Annotated in this window: 16 protein-coding genes; 3 read left to right on the top strand and 13 right to left on the bottom strand. The window is 60.4% G+C overall.

The genetic code is table 11. From position 1 onward, the window contains the following. Nucleotides 1-13: 13 nt before the first annotated feature. The 3 genes from HMPREF0183_RS12810 to HMPREF0183_RS05925 form a co-directional block, all read right to left on the bottom strand. A complete protein-coding gene (locus HMPREF0183_RS12810; RefSeq protein WP_005883918.1) occupies nucleotides 14-2407 on the bottom strand; it encodes an HNH endonuclease signature motif containing protein in 2394 nt (797 codons plus the stop codon). 310 nt (nucleotides 2408-2717) lie between these two features. Then, complete coding sequence (locus tag HMPREF0183_RS05930) at nucleotides 2718-3974, bottom strand: MFS transporter (RefSeq protein ID WP_245527120.1); 1257 nt, start codon at nucleotides 3972-3974, stop codon at nucleotides 2718-2720. A 50-nt stretch (nucleotides 3975-4024) separates the two neighbouring features. After that, nucleotides 4025-4687, bottom strand: coding sequence for a flavin reductase family protein (locus HMPREF0183_RS05925; protein WP_040348304.1), 663 nt, complete (start codon nucleotides 4685-4687; stop codon nucleotides 4025-4027). Between the two features lie 114 nt (nucleotides 4688-4801). Between HMPREF0183_RS05925 and HMPREF0183_RS05920 the strand changes: the two genes are divergently transcribed. After that, the gene (locus HMPREF0183_RS05920) at nucleotides 4802-5479 is read left to right on the top strand and encodes a GntR family transcriptional regulator (protein ID WP_005883912.1); all 678 of its coding nucleotides are present in this window, start codon (nucleotides 4802-4804) and stop codon (nucleotides 5477-5479) included. Nucleotides 5480-5509: 30 nt separating this feature from the next. Here HMPREF0183_RS05920 and HMPREF0183_RS05915 read toward each other — a convergent pair whose 3' ends face one another. The 8 genes from HMPREF0183_RS05915 to HMPREF0183_RS05875 all read right to left on the bottom strand — a co-directional run bounded on the left by HMPREF0183_RS05915 (nucleotide 5510) and on the right by HMPREF0183_RS05875 (nucleotide 13273). Continuing rightward, nucleotides 5510-5965 (bottom strand): Rv3654c family TadE-like protein, encoded by a 456-nt coding sequence (locus HMPREF0183_RS05915; protein ID WP_245527124.1) that lies wholly within the window; start codon nucleotides 5963-5965, stop codon nucleotides 5510-5512. Beyond that, the gene (locus HMPREF0183_RS05910; RefSeq protein ID WP_005883908.1) at nucleotides 5943-6284 is read right to left on the bottom strand and encodes a TadE family type IV pilus minor pilin; all 342 of its coding nucleotides are present in this window, start codon (nucleotides 6282-6284) and stop codon (nucleotides 5943-5945) included. The genes HMPREF0183_RS05915 and HMPREF0183_RS05910 overlap by 23 nt, the downstream gene beginning before the upstream one ends. Before the next feature lie 191 nt (nucleotides 6285-6475). Continuing rightward, nucleotides 6476-6661: a DUF4244 domain-containing protein gene (locus HMPREF0183_RS05905; RefSeq protein ID WP_040348325.1), complete on the bottom strand. Its 186-nt coding sequence runs from the start codon at nucleotides 6659-6661 to the stop codon at nucleotides 6476-6478. Nucleotides 6662-6831: 170 nt separating this feature from the next. Then, nucleotides 6832-7440, bottom strand: coding sequence for a type II secretion system F family protein (locus HMPREF0183_RS05900; protein ID WP_040348323.1), 609 nt, complete (start codon nucleotides 7438-7440; stop codon nucleotides 6832-6834). Nucleotides 7441-7451: 11 nt separating this feature from the next. Further along, on the bottom strand, nucleotides 7452-8285 hold the full coding sequence (locus HMPREF0183_RS12085) for a type II secretion system F family protein (RefSeq protein ID WP_005883901.1): 834 nt from the start codon (nucleotides 8283-8285) through the stop codon (nucleotides 7452-7454). 25 nt (nucleotides 8286-8310) lie between these two features. Beyond that, complete coding sequence (locus HMPREF0183_RS05885; protein WP_005883899.1) at nucleotides 8311-9450, bottom strand: TadA family conjugal transfer-associated ATPase; 1140 nt, start codon at nucleotides 9448-9450, stop codon at nucleotides 8311-8313. Nucleotides 9451-9456: 6 nt separating this feature from the next. Next, nucleotides 9457-10485, bottom strand: a complete 1029-nt coding sequence (gene ssd / locus HMPREF0183_RS05880; RefSeq protein ID WP_040348301.1) for a septum site-determining protein Ssd — start codon at nucleotides 10483-10485, stop codon at nucleotides 9457-9459. A gap of 214 nt (nucleotides 10486-10699) precedes the next feature. Then, complete coding sequence (locus HMPREF0183_RS05875; protein ID WP_156798177.1) at nucleotides 10700-13273, bottom strand: hypothetical protein; 2574 nt, start codon at nucleotides 13271-13273, stop codon at nucleotides 10700-10702. Nucleotides 13274-13484: 211 nt separating this feature from the next. On the opposite strand from HMPREF0183_RS05875, the gene acs reads away from it, so the two are divergent. Together acs and HMPREF0183_RS05860 are read left to right on the top strand one after the other, a co-directional pair. Next, nucleotides 13485-15413 carry an acetate--CoA ligase gene (gene acs / locus HMPREF0183_RS05865; RefSeq protein WP_040348317.1) on the top strand — a complete coding sequence of 643 codons (1929 nt, stop codon included), beginning with the start codon at nucleotides 13485-13487 and terminating at the stop codon, nucleotides 15411-15413. Nucleotides 15414-15528: 115 nt separating this feature from the next. Next, nucleotides 15529-15936 carry a phage holin family protein gene (locus tag HMPREF0183_RS05860; RefSeq protein ID WP_005883891.1) on the top strand — a complete coding sequence of 136 codons (408 nt, stop codon included), beginning with the start codon at nucleotides 15529-15531 and terminating at the stop codon, nucleotides 15934-15936. A gap of 67 nt (nucleotides 15937-16003) precedes the next feature. On the opposite strand, the gene HMPREF0183_RS05855 is transcribed toward HMPREF0183_RS05860, so the two are convergent. Next, the gene (locus HMPREF0183_RS05855; protein WP_005883889.1) at nucleotides 16004-16696 is read right to left on the bottom strand and encodes an NUDIX hydrolase; all 693 of its coding nucleotides are present in this window, start codon (nucleotides 16694-16696) and stop codon (nucleotides 16004-16006) included. Then, a partial coding sequence (locus HMPREF0183_RS05850; RefSeq protein ID WP_040348295.1) for an endonuclease III domain-containing protein occupies nucleotides 16689-17198 on the bottom strand: 510 nt, incomplete at its 5' end. The genes HMPREF0183_RS05855 and HMPREF0183_RS05850, both read right to left, overlap by 8 nt.

The following is a 17198-nucleotide window of genomic DNA, read 5'->3' as shown; positions in this document are numbered from 1 at the left end:
GAAAACTGTCTTCTCAGAACGGTGGCGCATCGCCGACCAACTCTCCCGGCGCCGGCGCATACTCCCAGACGGACCGCCCGCCGCGCGCAGTTTCACCCTCAGCAGATCTTCCTACCCCAGGGTTTGACCCAGCGTCAGCCGACTCTTCTGCCTCTTCTGCCTCTTCTGCCGCAACTGGCTTGGTGATTTCTTTCTGCGTCACGAACTGCCTCGAAGCCGCAACCCCCGCTTTTGCATGTTCAGCGTCCAGAAAGCCACCCACCGAGCGACTCACATCCAACTTCCCCGCGTCGAAGAACTGGACCAACTGCTCGAACTGCTCCTGATTAATTCTGGACTCCGGCGGATACACCAGCGTCGTGCCGATGCGCGGGAACCCAACCGCCAGTCCTCCGTCGTCACGTGTGGTGATGCTGATGCGTCTGTTGGTTTTCTCCTGGTGGTGCTTCTTACACAACGAGTGCAGGTTCTCCAGCACGGTTTGCCCGCCACGCTTAGGGTCCGCGTGGTTGAACGGCTCTATATGGTCTTTTTCACATACCCGAGCCGGCACCGGACACCATGGCACCGAGCACATCACTGACCGAGCTTCAATCACGCGCTTGAGTGGCGCTGTCACGCGGTACTTTGTGGGGGTTGATTGAACCACGACACCAGTGTCTGGGTCAGTAAACATCCGATACACCCACGTTGCTCGGGAGATCAGTTCATCAGCAGTCTGGTCATCAATCGGAGTCCGGTTATTCAACATCGCGGGCACGTTCAGGCGTTCCCGCACCAAAACTGGGCGAGCCGTATTCCCGTCGTTTTCGCGCGTCGCGGTCTCGTGCGAGCCATCTTCTTCTGGCAGTCCCGCACCTTGCTCACTTTCATTAAGCGCCTCGTCACCTTGCGCACCTTCAGTTCGCGCACCTTCACGTGGCGGATCTCCAACTTGAGTGACTCCACTTAAACCGCTTCTATCCGGAGGATCTTCGCCTTGTGGTTTACCGTCTGCATTCATTCCGGCTGATTGCTGCACGCCCGGCGGTTCACCACCCGGATCCGTTCCTCCCGGGGGCCGATCTTCCGTTGCCTGACCGTCACCACTAGGCACGTTCACACCGTTTGCTGCCAGATCCAGCTCAATGAGTCCCGGCATTTGGTCCTTGAGGAAGTGAAGCACGGGGACCGTGACGTTAATGTTGGTCTGAGCTTTTAACCATTCCTCGTTGATTGGCATGGAGATGCACAGTTCCATTTCATACACGCGCTGCGCGTTATTGGCTTCCCACTTGTCATTAAACACGGGAACGCTGCTCAGCTCATTGGCACCTTCACCTGCAGAGTCAACGCTTTCTCCATACTCCACACTGCCCGGTTTCCGTTGCCCTGTGGGTACGACTTTTGCGTGTACTTCAGTACTGGGAATAGCGCCGACAGCCATGTCGAATAAGAGTTGGTCCATCAACCGGTCGTCGTCGATTTCCACGTCACCCAGGTCACCGACCCGGAGTTTAACCTTTTCACCAGATTCGCCGGGGACAAGAATTTCGCGGTCTTTATCCGAAAGCGTGGCGATGAACGGGTCGATATCGTTTTTCTTAACCGCCCGCGCGCAACCACTTAAACGCGCGAAGTACGCGTGCATAACCAAGGTTGGGCCGGTCATCGCTACCGTGGACGTACCGTCGCCGTTGTCCCAGTACCGCACGCACCGGTTTCGCACCGCGTCTTCGTTTCGGCTCTTTGGGGTGGTCAGCATCGCAATGATCTCATTGACGTGTTTTCTGAACGTTTTGAAGGTCACGTCCAGTCGTCGCGACGTAAGAAGTTCATCGAATAGTGGAACACAGATCCCCAAGTGCGACAGCCTTCGGGAGACATATGCCACCCGGTCATATCCAACGACACCGGTTTTCGCTAACGCCCACAGCTTGGGCATGAACAGCGCCCCCGTCACCACCCGACGGGTCTCAGTAATCACCTGCGGTCCGGTGCAGTCCATGAACTGCGAAAGCATCCCCACCGTTGGGGAAGGCAAAGAGTCCAGCAACCGTTCTACGTCTTTTACTGAAACCACACCACCGTTTGGCGTGAGCACGCATACGACAGTGTCATCAATCGACACTTTGGGCGCTTGTTCGCGCACTTGACCAAACGCATCAACCCGAGTTTCACCAGCGAAACTGGGGACTTGCCCGACAACAGTCGGCGCTGCTCCCGCCTCGGCGTTGAAAACTGTGCGCAGCTCCGATGAGTCATCCGTCATTGGGTCGAGATGAGCAACGACCACAGAAGCCAAGGCTTCCGCACGCTTAATCGTCACATCATTGACCTCACGCTCAACTGTCCCGAAAGCCTCAAACACCGCGTCACTGGGTTCGCGGTAAAGGTCCACGTCTTCTTCTAAGCCTGGATTAAGCATCGTTGCTCACCTCCTTTGTGGTTCTAGCCTACCATCATTCGAACACACATTCAATATCACTTGAAGTTTTTATTTGCTTACCTTCGATATATGTTCGATCTTTCAGCGTGGAGGAAGGTCACTGAGCCACATCAAACTCCCGCGCTCCACTGGGCCGCCGTAGCGCTCAGGGCAAACCCCACACCGTCCCCCTCTCGCCTGAGCCGCGCACGTTCTGACCCACCACTTGAACAAACAACGAAAGAGGCCCGAACTGGAAGTTCGGACCTCTTTCGTTGACACAGTCATTGAGCTCTGCCGATAGCCTCAGTCACCTTGAAAGACTGATGCCTTTAGTTTCCTTCATGAATAGGGCCGTAATCCCTGTCAGCGCAGCCATAACCATGAGGTATCCCGGAAAGACATTCGGGAGGTTGTTCGCGTTCAACCAGGTAATGACATACGGGGCCGTCCCACCGAATATTGCCGTTGCAAGTGATAGCACGGTGGCCACCCCCTTTGCCCGCACCTCGGTCGGCAGCACTTCAGACCACAGGGCTCCATTCACACCGAAAAGTACTGCGACACCCAAAAGTGCAACCGTCTGCACTGCCAGGAACGAGACGAAAGAGCTTCCCAAAATACCAAAAAGCGGGTAAGGCAGAATCACGAACAACAGACTAAAGACGATAACCATTGGCTTGCGCCCAACCCGATCCCCAAGCATGCCGGCTCCAAAAATTGCAGCCATGAAAATCACTTGCGCTATGAGTGAAGCGGAAAGGGTCTGAGTTGGTGGTAACTGATGCACTTGCTGCGCATGCGTTGGCAGGTAGATCAGCCAAGTGTAGAACATGAGTGAACCGCTTGCTGACACCACGAAAATAATCCACAGTCCGCGCATAATCGACGACGCAGACGACTCAGACGCATCACCCTGCCCCGCTGGCGACTGAGTTACTTCATTTATTTCCTGAGTCGCTGTGTAGTGTTCCGACTCTTCAATAGTCCGACGCAACACAAGCGCATACAAGCCCAAGATCCCACCCAAGGCAAAAGCCATGCGCCAGCCCCATGTGGCAACTTGGTCCGGGCTAAGAAAAGTATTGATTCCCAGTCCAACGAGCGTCGCGAGAATGGTTCCGATGACTACCGAAATCCAAGAGGTAGCCCCGAAAAAACCACGCCGGTTATCCGGCGCGCGCTCGACAAGATACGTGACAGAAGTGCCCATTTCGCCACCATGTGCGAGCCCCTGAAGCAACCGCGCCACGGTCAAGACAATGGGAGCCAGGATACCCGCCGCGGCATACGTTGGAGTTACCGCAATGATCAAGCTACCCACAGCGGTAACCACCATGGCAATAAACAGGCTCCGTTTACGACCAACCTTGTCGGCGACAGCGCCAAAAATGAAACCGCCAATCGGCCTCGCGATAAAGCCAACAGCAAAGACAGCCAGGGTAGACAGCAGTGCCGAAGTTGGATTGCCCGCCTTAAATATTTGCGACGCAAATACCACGGCGAAGATCGTGTATATGTTCCAGTCGTACCACTCAAGCGCATTGCCAAAGTTGACTGCAATCATGTCCTTGATCTTGCGACGGGAGTGCCGCGTCGAACCGCTCGCCGTGAAACTCATGATCTACCTTCGAGCCCCGCCTGAGCATCACTGTCTGAACCCGGCACTCGCATTTCAAACACTTCTTTCACCACGGTGTAGTCGAAGTATCCCAGGCGTGCTATCGGCTGAATTTTCGGTATGTCCAAGCGGCCTTCAGGCGTAATAATCGAGTCGTCAATGTGAATTGTGTCTACATGAGCAAACACCACGTCAATCGTTCCCACGTTCGAATTGCCAGGGATGCTGTGGGTTGAGTGATACTTGCACTCAAAACGCACCGGCGACTCAGCAACCATCGGGATTGGATGGTTATCTGCGTAAACCTTGGTGACCCCAAACTCGGCTAAGTGGTCCCACTCGGATTCATGCTCTGCCAATGCCATCGCGGAAGTGTTCACCGCCTCGCGCAGTTCGTAGGTCGCCATGTTCCACACAAACCAACCCGTTTCTTCAGCGTTCTTCACTGTGTCTTTGCGTCGCCCGTCGGGGTAACGGTTAGCAGAAAACATCACCATCGGCGGGTCAAACGTGAGGTTCTGCCACTGACTGTAAGGAGCGATATTCTCGCCCCCTTCAGAACTCACTGAGGACAGCCAGCCGATTGGCCTAGGAACGGTCGAGCTCTTAAATGGTGAGTACGGAAGAGGGTTCTTTTCAACTTGCGGGCGCCACTTCATGATTTCCTCCATATGACTTGAGTCCGTGATCTACGTCATACTAGTTCGTATATTTGCAATATATCAAGAGGGTGCATGGAGTTTTCTTCCGTAAAAGTTGCATAACCTATTGCCATGAGCATGGCGAATGACGCATACGCAAGGATCTCTGAACACATTGAAAGCTGTAAATTGCAGCCCGGTGCTGAGCTGACCGAATCTACCCTCATCGAAATCGCAGGAACCGGTCGCACGCCAATGCGCGAAGCCGTACTTCGCCTCACTCGTGATTGCTGGCTCGAAACAGGTCGTAGCCGTGGCGTGCGCGTCCCAGACATTTCAGTTGATGATCAACTAGCGCGCTTGGAAGTTCGGCGAAACTTAGAAACGTTGGCAGTTGAGCTTGCAACAGTACGCGCCAGCGACGACCAGCTCGCGGAAGTATCTCTTCTCGTTTCCACACTCAAGCAGGTGCCCGATCAGAGTGCGTACCAAATTGCGTTGAGGCAATGCCACGAGCTCATCGGTCAACTTTCCAACAACACGTACCTAGCTAGCGCACTCGTACCTCTACAGGGCCTCTCTCGACGCTTCTGGCTGATCAGCACGCGTGACTTGGACGAAGATTTCAGTCAAGCGCGCGTCCTCTACGTCCCGTCGCTCGAAGCGGTTGTTAAACGAGACGCCCAAGCTGCTCGCGAATCAATCCTGCACTTACATAGCCACCTCGTCGAGTCTGCGCTCACATGGGCGCGCACTCGCGCTTCACAGTCGGAGGCCGAACCGCCTTCACCGCTCCCCTACACGAAGTAGGCCACCGCACTTTACATCGCGCCCACACCCTCAATACCCTTGCGGGTTACCGGCCACCGCGGTCACTTTGATCGCTTTCAGAGGTTTGGGCATCTTGGCTTTCACTTCCACCTTCACCGTGCCCAGATCCGTGCGCGCAACACAGTCGGCCAGGTCGAGCCCCTCACGCTCCACCATCTCCTTGGCCACCTTGCACGGTTCACCAGGCACCTTGCCGCGCACCGCATCAGCCGCACCCAACGCCGCCAAGTCCGCAGTCCCCTCGGCATGTGCCTTGATCAACGCACTTCGCCCAGCGAACCCCACCGCGCCCATCAGCACCAACGCAACCGCCGTCAACGCAACCGCCATCACCGTCGCAGTCCCCCGCTCACGCATGCCATAGTCCCGCTCACCTGCGCCACGCCCCTGTTCGCAAACCCCACACACTCGCGTCACAGAGCCCGCGCTACACACCTCGGCCTCAGCGCCCAACGATCGAACCATCACTTTGACCCTCCGTCCGCGCTTCCGCCGACGCCTCCACATCCTTCATGATCGGATGCAACGCTTTTGGCAACGTCGTCTTCACATGCACCTTCGCAAACGCTCCACCCTGCGACACCGTCACGGTCGAGCCAGGCCCCGCTTTACGCTTAGCCGCCTTCTCAATGTCATGCACGGGCTCGCCTCGGGCAGCTTCCCTGGCACCTGCCCTGGCCGCTTCATACACTCGCACCTGCGCAATCCCAATAACGCCCGCACCCACCACGAGGATCAGCACCAACACCAATGCAGGAAGCACCACAGCAAACTCAGCAGTCACCGTGCCACGTTCACTGCTCCGCCCCCTTACCCTGCGTTGGCCAGAGCCTGTTCGGCGCTCACCCGACACACCCCTGCGATCGCCAAGCATACTGCCCGACGTCACAGTCCCATGCCCGCCGAACCCAGCACAGCACCCAGTATGCTTAACCCAATCCTTCACCGATCCCCGCAGTGGAGCGAGCCAACGCATTACTGCCCCATTCTCAAAGCGACTTGCATGAGATCCAGCAGAATGGCGTTGATCGGATCGCTCTTAAGCAACACCACCAACAGCGCAGCAAAACCGCACGCCGCCAGAGTTGTAATCGCGTACTCTGCCGTGGTCGCCCCGGTCTCATCACGCAGATCAATACGAGTAATTTCTTTCGACTCCATCGTCTTTCCTTTCTCTTTGTGTGCGATGGACTTTGAGCGTCTCGCACCGCACGCACCCACCGAAAGAGCCCCAATCGCAACTGTGGAAAACGCCATTTCTTCCACATGCCACGGGCCACTCCAACACATTCACTGTCCACAGGCTCCGCGCCTCAGCAACAACCCAAACCTCACCGCACAAAAATCGCCGACATGTCGCCCACCAACGTGATCACCACCGGCACCACACCCGTGAGAATCACCGACGGCAAAACACACACGCCTAAAGGAATCACCAGGTGAACGCCTAGTTTTGCCGCCGCCATCTGTCGACGCCTACGCTCCGCCCTACGCATATCGGACGCCAGCCCAGACAACAGCGGCGCCAACGCCACACCCGTGGACCTCGAAAATTCCACCAGCGAAACCACCGTGCGGTGCTCACCAACCGGATCCTGCACTCCCGCAAACGCGTTATCCACAGATCCAAGTGCCAAAGAACGACCTAACCGCCCCAACCCCGACCGGTCTTGCGTAGCCCTCGCCGCCAACTCGAACGCCCGCGGAATCGGCAACCCCGCCCGCAGACAAATCGCCACCAAGTCCAAGTCGAACGCCAACTGCTCCACCTGGCTCTCACCCAGCGTGAGCTGCCCAAACGCCCACTTCCACACCCGCTTAAGCACACTGCCCCGGCGTACCCGCCTCGGCTGCGACAGCTGGCTCAACCTCCCAGACGACCTGGGCCACAACAGCCACACCACGCACCCCGCGCAGACCCCCACAATCAGCACAGCCACAGTGCTCACCTCTACCTCGCACTCGCCAGCATGGAACGCATCCAAATCCGCCCCGCCACTAAAAGCACCAAACCACCACAAATACTCAGCGCACCCGGTACCGACGTCACCAACTCCACCAAGTCAGCCCCCACCAGCACCGCCAACCCCAACGACATGATCGGTAACCAGCTCAACACCATTACCGTCGAAATCGGCCCTGCCAACGCCACATCGCGCTCCCGCATCGCATCCGCCCGGTCCCTACACGTCGACGCATACGACGCCAGCATCTCGGCCGCCGGCGCACCCGCCTGTTCCGACACAAACCACACCGACGCCATTCCAGTAAGAATCCGCGCGTCCTCATCGCCCAGCTCACCGGCGTACATGCGCAACGCCTGATCCGGCTTCTCACCCAACTCCATGGCCCGCGCCACCTTGCGTAGCACCCGCTCCACCACCTCGTTATCCGGCAGGTCCGCCACCAGCGTCATCGCCCGTGCCGGCTCAATCCCCACCTTCAACAACTGCACCGCCCAGTCAATCACCGCGATCATGGGCGAATCCTCGCTCCCATCGACCGCAACCGCACCATCGCCCCTACCACGCACCCGCATCACGAACGCGCGCACGCGGTCCCGGAAACGACCTCGGCCTCCTTCAAGATCCCCACCGCCCCGGCCAGCACCGCTCAGAGCCCCACCGCCCCGGCCGGCCCCGCTCCCACCGAAGCCCCCGCTCAGAGCCCCATCAACACTCCCACCAAAAATCTTGCGCACCCGCGCACCCGCGCCGGGCCCCATAAACAGCCACACTGCAGCCGCCGCGCACAGCCCCGCACCAAACGCCACTAAAACAAACACAACAAGCCCCTACCGCCAGAACCCACTATCTCCGCAACCGCGCGGCCAAATCCGACCAGCCGGGACCTCGGCCACTGCCCAATTCCCACGCCGGAACCGTCGAAATCACACCACTGTCCAACACCGGCACCGCTACCTGCGACACCACCCGACCCCTGGGCCCTCGCGTCACGTGCACAATCACGTCCAACGCCGTGCTCACCTGCGACGTCACCGACTCCGGCGTCATCCCAGCCAGCGCCCCAAGCGCCTCCAACCGGGCAGGCACCGCACTGGCCGCATTCGCGTGAATCGTGGCGCACCCACCCTCGTGCCCCGTGTTCAGCGCGGTGAGCATGTCGCGCACCTCGGCCCCACGACACTCCCCCACCACCAACCTGTCCGGCCGCATCCGCAACGCGTTCTTCACCAAATCAGCCATGGACACCTCACCCATGCCCTCCACATTCGCCTGCCGCGCCGACAACTGCACCACATGCGGATGCGCCACACTCAACTCCCGCGAATCCTCCACAACCAACAACCTCTGGCCCGGATCCACCTCGGCCAACAACGCCCCCAACAACGCCGTCTTCCCCGACCCCGTCCCACCAGAAATCAAGAAATTCTTCCGCCGCTCCAACACGTGCAACAACAAATCAGCCACATCCGGCACCACCGTCCCCGCCTCCACCAACTCACTCAACGTGAACCCCCGATGCCGCGGAATCCTAAACGACAACACCGTCACATCCCCCGACAACGGCGGGATCACCGCGTTCAACCGCACCCCATCGGGCAACCGCACGTCCACCAGCGGCTGCGAGTCATCCAACCGCCGCCCGCCCAACGCCGCCAACCGCACCGCCAACGCCCGCACATCCGCCTCAGTCCCCAACGACACCGGCACCCGGCACAACCCGTCACCGTGGTCCGCCCACACGTCGCGCGGCCCGTTCACAAACACGTCCGTCGTCGACGCGTCGTCCAACAACGGCTGCAACGGCCCCGCCCCCGCCAACTGTGCGGAAATCTTCGCCACCAGTTCCAGCACCGCCGCGGACCCCAAAACCCTCCCGGATCGCGCAAGCGCGCTCGCCACCGCCGAGGTCGTTACCGGCCCCGGATTTTCCAGCAAGTAGTCGCGGACCTCGGCTACGAGATCGTCATCAAGCCACTCCTTCATGACCACTCACCGTTCCTCCGCGAACACGTCATCAAACAGGTAACTCGCGAACTTCGCCAGGTTCGTGCGCCCGCGGGGCAGCCCTTCACCTCGGTCCAGCTTCTCCCCCAGCGCCGCATCATCCCGGAAGGTGCCCGCCAAGTCCACGCCCACCGCTTTGGCCAGCAGGTCCGCGTCCACCCCGCCGCGCCCGCTTTCCCGCACCGCCACCCGGATCGAGGAGTGCACCTGCGTGAGTCTGTTTGCCACCGCGGCCGTGGCTACCGCGGCCCGCACCCGGCCCGGCGTCACCACAGTCATGCTGTGACACGTGGCCGCCCACTCGATCGGCGCGTGCCGGGGCAGGTCAATCACCACGAAGTCGAACGCCTGCTGCGACGCCGCGATCACCGCATCGAACACGCCCTCCGTGATCTTCGACGTGTCCTCATCCAACGTGCGATCCCACGACAGCACCGACAAGTTCCCCTGTCTGGGCAACGCGTCCTGCAGCGTCGACGGCCGCAAACGCCCACGTGAACTCGCCAACGCGGGCCACCGCAGTCCCTCGATGTTTTCGCACCCCAGCACCACATCGAGCCCGCCACCCAACGCGTCGGCGTCGACCAGCACCGTGGACACCCCGGACTCCGCGCTCTGCCGGGCCACCGCGCACGCGAGCACCGAGGCGCCGGCCCCTCCCGTTCCCCCAATCACCCCGTGGGTCAACGCAGGCGCCCGAGGTGGTTCGACCGCCTGAATCATCCTCTGTGATAACCATTCGGCACCGGCAGGCAACACCACCACGTTGTCCACTCCCAGCTTGGCAGCTGCCCGCCACACGTCGTCACCGGCCCCTTCGGCTCCCACCAGCACACTGGGTATCCCGGGGGTTGCGGACGCGTGGGTGACGTCCTCGCCTACCAGAATGAGGACGGCGTTTTGCCAGCCGCCACTGTCGGGGCTGCGGACTTCCAGAGTCACCCCCACCCCGTCGGCCAGCGCGGAACAGTGTTCGATCAGACTTTGCACGTGCGTGAATAAAACTATTTGCATAGCTTCACTGTGTAGCGCCACACACCCGCGTTCCAGAGCCGGTCACGCATCTGTGGAAAACCGAGGCGGCTTCCCCGGCTGTGTACAAAGGTGGTCAATCTGTGTCGCAGAGTTACGCGTGCCCCGCCCCGTAGCGGGTCACCCCCTCACACGCGCACACACAAAAGCACCCGCACAGGGAGTTATCCACAGTGCGGGTGCTATTAGTGCGTGTCTACGGGAGGATCACATCGGACACATTGTGCAAAACGCCTTCCTCTTGTTCACTGTTGTGCACAACAAAAGACGTGCCACGGTTCTGAACCGCCAGGAACCATTCACCTGGCGTGACCATAAATACGGTATTCCCCGTGACCTCATCCACCGCCGGGCGAGGATCCGGCACCGCGAACCAGAACGCTTCAGGCGCCGGCGGCTGAGCCTGCTCTTCGGCTTCCTGCTGTGGCTGCACGGCCGGTGACAGTTGCGTCTCCTGGTCCGCGGACGCCACCTGCTCACCTGCCGCCCCGTTTGCTGACTCATTCACCGGTTCGAAGCCCTGTTCCGAGTATTCGTACGGCCGGAAGTACTGCGTGGGCTCGTTGTCATCGACCACTCCGGTTTCCGCGTCACCACGCGCATCGGGCTCACGGCGCGAGTCACCCTGGGCGCTCGAACCCGCCTCCGAGGTGTCCTTCACCACGCTCCCACTGCCGGCATCGGCCGACGCGTCTGGCTTTGCCCACGGGTTCTGCGACTGCGCTGTTCCCGCGCCAGTTGTTCCCGCATCGTTGGCCGCGCCTGCCCCAGCTGCTCCTGCAGCTACACCGGCGCCTGCCGCTACTCCGGTCGCACCAACGCCGCTGTTACCGTGGCTTTCGTCCGCCCGGTTGGGGCCCGCCGCCGAGGTCGTCTGCCCCGAACCATTCACATCACCAGCGCCGTGCGCCCAGTTGGGTTCCGGTGCAGATTCAGCCGTCTGTAGTTCGTCAGATTTCTTCGTCTCGTCAGATTTCTGCGACGTACCGGCGTTCTGCGGTTCTCCCGCTGTGCTACCTGACGCGGAAGAGTTCTGCGCCCACGGCCCGCCTGGTTGTTCGCTTGCCTGGTTTTCCTTACCACCAGTCACGAACGCCTGGGTGGGCTGGTTCTGGGCGTAGCGAGGTTCCTGTGCGCTGTGACGTCCCAGGTACGTCTGTTCGTCATCAGACGTGTGGAAGGTGTCGTCGTTCTTCTGGGCCTCACCATGCTGGCTTCCACCGGTCGGTCCCTGCTGACCCGGGTCCTGGTGGTCCTGAGCACCATGTTTGCCATGCTGGCCCTGCTGCTCATTCTGCGGCGCACTCGCGCCGTGCCCCGCGTTGCCGCCCGCGGTCATCGACTGACCACTAGGTGTAGCCCACGGCTGACCCTGTGCAGAACCAGGCTGTGAACCGGGCCCCGCGTGTGCCCCTGGCTGCGAGCCGTATCTACCAGCAGGCTGCGATCCTGCCTGCGCTTGACCAGGGGCCCAAGGTTGCGACCCCTGTCCCGGTGCGAACTGCGAACCAGGCTGCGAACCCTGTCCCGGCGCAAACTGTGAACCCGGCTGCGAGCCCTGCCCACCGTGAATCTCAACAACGGGCGCCTGGGCTCCCTGTGCCAACTGTGCGGCCGGCACAACACCGCCCTTGGTGTACGGGCGAGCCTTGGGGTGTGCATCAGCGGCTGGGCGGTGCGCAAACTCTTCGCCAAACACAGGAATGACGGTCAGCGTTCCTACAAGGAAACCAATGATCGAGGCCAGAACACCAAACACGGCACCCACATGGAAATACGTCACCATTGTGGCCAGCCACACCATGTTCATCGCGAGCGCTACCGCGCACAGCACCGAAATCAGCTGATCCACACTCAGCGATCCGATCAACCGAATGCTTCCCGTGAGCTTGTTAACCAAAGTGAGTACAGCGGCCGCCAAAATAGGCAGGACACCCAGCACCACATAACCAATCGTGGCGGCCGACCACCGTTGCACGAACCATTCGGCACCAGCCGAAACTCCCTGCACACGAATGGCGTACCCCGGCGTGGCCAGCGCTACAAGCGCAAACAAACCGGCCACCAAAAGCAAGATGTCTCGCAGGGTCAGCGGACCGATCAGTCCCGCACCCGGAGCCTTTGGCTGTTTTGGTTTCTTAGCTTTCTTGCCCACATTTTCCGGCATGGGCACGCCTGCATTCGCACCGCCGAAGCCACCGGCCTGTTGTGGTGCGCTCCCATAGCCAGGTTGCTGTGTCGCGCTCCCGTAGCTAGGCTGCCCGGGCGCTGAGCCGTACCATGGTTGACCGCCGGCCCCCTGGTTGAACTGCCCCTGACCACCGGGGCCCTGGTTTTGCTGACCCGGGTGTGTAGGCGCACTGCCGTAACCCGGCTGCTGGGGAGCTGACCCTTGGGCCTGCCATGCCCCACCGTGCTGTGGCCCTGATCCCGAGGCGCCCCACGGACTTCCGCCGTCCTGCTGGCTCTGCCCTGGCACCTGCTGCCCAGGAACCGGCTGGCCCTGACCCGGCGCCGACTGACCGTACTGCCCGTGCTGATGAGGAACCTGACCCGGCACCTGCCCACCCGGCTGACCGTGCTGACCGTATTGCCCCGCACCTGGAGGCTGCCCGCCAGGCTGACCGTACTGCCCGTTCGGCTGTCCTGCGCCGGGATACTGTGGCCCACCTGGCTGCGGACCACCAGGTTGCCCGCCTGGCTGTGGTACGCCCGGCTGCTGTCCTTGACCGGGTGCGCCCCACGGGGATGGAGAGTTTGGATGACTCATACAGGGATACTCCTTAATCGGACTTCAGTCTCATACTGTCAGAATTTCAGCGGTCGCACTAAGAAATGTTTCAAAAGTTTCGTTATATGGTGACTACGGACACCCGCATTTGTCCGCGTGTAGGGTAACTACGAAGCCCCCATTCACCTCAATGACGAAGGAGAAACCAGTGGCAGCGAACGACGACGTTAAGCAGAACACCTCCAGCTTGATGGACGAAACCCGAACCTTCCCGCCCTCGCAACAGACCACCTCGGTCGCGAATGTCACCCAAGACGAATACCAACGCGCAGCTGATGACCGCCTCAAGTTCTGGGAGGACAACGCGCGCGAACTCGTGTCGTGGGATAAGCCATTCACAGAAGTCCTCGACTGGTCCAACCCGCCTTTTGCCAAGTGGTTTGCCGACGGCACCCTGAATGTCGCATACAACTGCCTTGACCGTCACGTCGAGGCCGGCAACGGCGACCGGGTGGCCATCCACTTTGAGGGCGAGCCCGGCGACTCCCGCTCCTACACCTACGCCCAGCTCACAGAGGAAGTCTGCAAGACCGCCAACGCGCTCGCCTCCCTGGGTGTCAAAAAAGGTGACCGGGTTGCGGTTTACCTTCCCATGATTCCCGAGGCTGTCATCACCATGCTTGCCTGTGCCCGCCTGGGTGCCGCACACTCTGTGGTGTTTGGTGGGTTCTCGGCTGACGCTCTGCACTCCCGCATTGAGGATGCCCAGGCCGAGGTGGTTGTCACCGCTGACGGCGGGTTCCGTCGCGGAAAGCCTTCGGACCTCAAAGGCACGGTCGATGCCGCTTTGAGCAAGTCGGAAACTTCCGTCAAGCACGTCCTGGTCGTCAAGCGCACAGGCGAAGACACCAACATGGTCGACGGCCGCGACCAGTGGTTCCACGACGTCGTGGGCGACCAGCCCACCACGCACACCCCCGAATTTTTCGAAGCTGAAAATCCGCTGTTTGTCCTTTACACCTCGGGCACCACCGGCAAGCCCAAGGGAATCCTGCACACGTCAGGTGGATACCTCACGCAGGCCGTGTACACCATGCGCGCCGTGTTCGACATCAAACCTGAAACCGACGTCTACTGGTGTACCGCCGACATTGGGTGGATCACGGGCCACACCTACGTCACCTACGGTCCTCTGGCCGCAGGTGCCACACAGGTGATCTACGAAGGCACCCCGGACACCCCACACCAGGGCCGTTGGTGGGAAATCGTGGAGAAGTACAAGGCCACAATCCTGTACGCCGCGCCTACCGCCATCCGCACGTTCATGAAGTGGGGCGAAGAGATCCCGAAGAAGTACGACCTGTCCAGCCTGCGTTTGCTGGGCTCCGTGGGCGAACCCATCAACCCAGAAGCGTGGATGTGGTACCGCCGCGTGATTGGCCGCGACGAACTGCCCATCATGGACACGTGGTGGCAGACCGAAACCGGTGCGCACATGATCGCGCCTCTGCCAGGTGTGACCTCACTTAAGCCCGGTTCCGCACAAACCCCGCTTCCCGGAATCACCGTGGAAGTCGTGGATGACAACGGCCAGAAGATCGGCCCCAACCAGGTGGGTCTGCTGGTCATCAAAGAACCGTGGCCTTCCATGGCGCGCACCGTCTACGGCGATCCTGAACGGTTCAAGGAAACCTACTGGTCCCGTTTCGAAGGCATGTACTTCGCCGGCGACGGCGCCCGCTATGACGACGACGGCGACATCTGGTTCCTGGGCCGCGTCGACGATGTCATGAACGTATCCGGACACCGCTTGTCCACCACAGAAATCGAATCAGCACTCGTCAGCCACCCGTCAGTTGCCGAAGCCGCAGTTGTGGGGGCAACCGACGAAACCACCGGTCAGGCTGTCATTGGATTCGTGATTCTGCGTGGAAACGTTCAGGACACCGACTCGATCGAACAGGAACTCCGCGCGCATGTAGGCCAGGAAATCGGCCCTATCGCCAAACCCAAGCGCGTGTACATTGTGGACGAACTCCCCAAGACCCGTTCGGGTAAGATCGTGCGCCGACTCCTGAAGAACCTCGCCGAAAACCGCGAGGCCGGAGACGCTTCCACCCTGGCCGACGCCTCGGTCATGGACGCGATCGCAGCCTCGGTTAACCGTGGCAGAAAGTAAACCGACCATTCACGTTGGTTTCAACACAAAATCAAGCGCGGTTTCACCTCAGGCGTAAATAGCGCCTATCCTTGAAAAAGAAACTCTCTAGAAGCCGTCTGCAGGAGGACGCTCCATGACCGAACGGTCCCTGTCTCAGCTCATCCAGGACATCAAGGATGACAGTCAAGCCCTGGCGCAAGAGGAAATCGCTCTAGCGAAGACCGAAGCACAGGCCGGTGCCAAGAACCTGGGAATCGGTGGTGGGCTGGCCGTTGCGGCCCTGTTCCTTCTGTTCCTGTCGAGCTTCATGGCAATTTTTGCTCTGTCCGCTGTTTTCCACGAGGTCGCTAACCTGCCTTGGTGGGCTAGCTTCCTGATCGTGTTCGGGATCCTGGTGGTCATTGCCGGAATCCTGGTGGGCGTGGCAATCCCGCTCTTCAAGAAGGGCAACCCCACGCCTACCGCCGCAATTGACCGTGGAAAGTCTGTCAAGGACGCCATTGTGCGCGCCTTGAAGAACCCCACCGGCCCGCGTTACTGATCATCAAACAGCGCAAAGCGAGCGTGACGGCGCGTTAAATCGCGTCGTCACGCTCGCTTTTGCCGTTTTACACGTCGATGTGCATGTAGGTGCGGTCGTCCCAGTCGGTAGCCCAACCCAGCTCCGTAAACGCAAAGTCCAGTAACCCGGCCGTGAAACCCCAGACCTTCAGCACGCCCACATCGAATACCGGCGAGGTGTACGCCCGGTTTTCTGGATAAAAAACCCCACGGTTGGCAGGCGCCACCAGATCCGCGACCGACACCCTGTACACCCGCGTCGACTCCGCCGTATCAACTACCTTGACCGGCCCCGGCTCAGTCCACACACCCACCACAGGCGTGACGTTGTGACGACTCACAGGCACCGCAATCGGGTCGATCTGCGTCAGCACATCCACCGACCCAGGTTCCACACCCACTTCTTCCTGCGCCTCCCGCAGAGCGGCAGCGACAGCTGACACATCCTCGGGATCCTTCCGTCCGCCGGGAAACGCCGGCTGTCCCGCGTGCTGACGCAAGGTCGCCGCGCGTTGCAAGATCAGCACGTCCACATCCCCCACGCTGAGGTCGTCCAACCTGGCGACCTCCCGCTTGCCTGCCAGCGTTCTGGGTTTCTGCCCGCGTGCGAACAGCATGAGGACCGCGGCGTCGCGCAACTCGGACCCACCTCGGGCCAGGCGGGCGCCCAACCAGTGCGGTTCAGTAATGGTGGTGGGCAACGCACTCAGCAGCGAACGCAAATGCGTGTCGTCAGTCAAAGTTCCACCCGCCTTCGGGGTACTCCAGCCCGTAAGCAAACAGCGACGCGGCCGTCTGCTCGTCAAGCTCACCCTCACCGTAACTAGGGCACAGGCGGGCTATTGGGCACGCGCCACACGCGGGCCTGCGCGCATGACAGATCCGACGCCCCATGAAAATCAGCCTGTGCGACACCAAGGTGAGATCCCGCGGGTCGTAGAGGTCTTGCAGATCAACTTCGACTTTGAGCGGGTCGGTGTGTTTGGTGAAACCCATGCGCCGCGCCAAGCGACCCACGTGCGTGTCAACGGTGAGCCCCGGGGTGTCAAACGCGTTGCCCAACACCACATTCGCAGTCTTCACACCCACTCCGGGAAGCTTGACCAGCTCCTTTTGTGTGCGCGGCACCTCACCGTCATACAGATCCACCAGTTGTACGGCCAATGCGATGATGTTGGCCGCTTTAGACCGGAAGAACCCCGTGGGTCGGATGATCGCTTCAACGTCTTCGCGCGTGGCCAC

Source organism: Brevibacterium mcbrellneri ATCC 49030 (assembly GCF_000178455.1).
Lineage (GTDB): Bacteria > Actinomycetota > Actinomycetes > Actinomycetales > Brevibacteriaceae > Brevibacterium > Brevibacterium mcbrellneri.
This window is presented reverse-complemented; position numbering and strand designations above follow the sequence as displayed.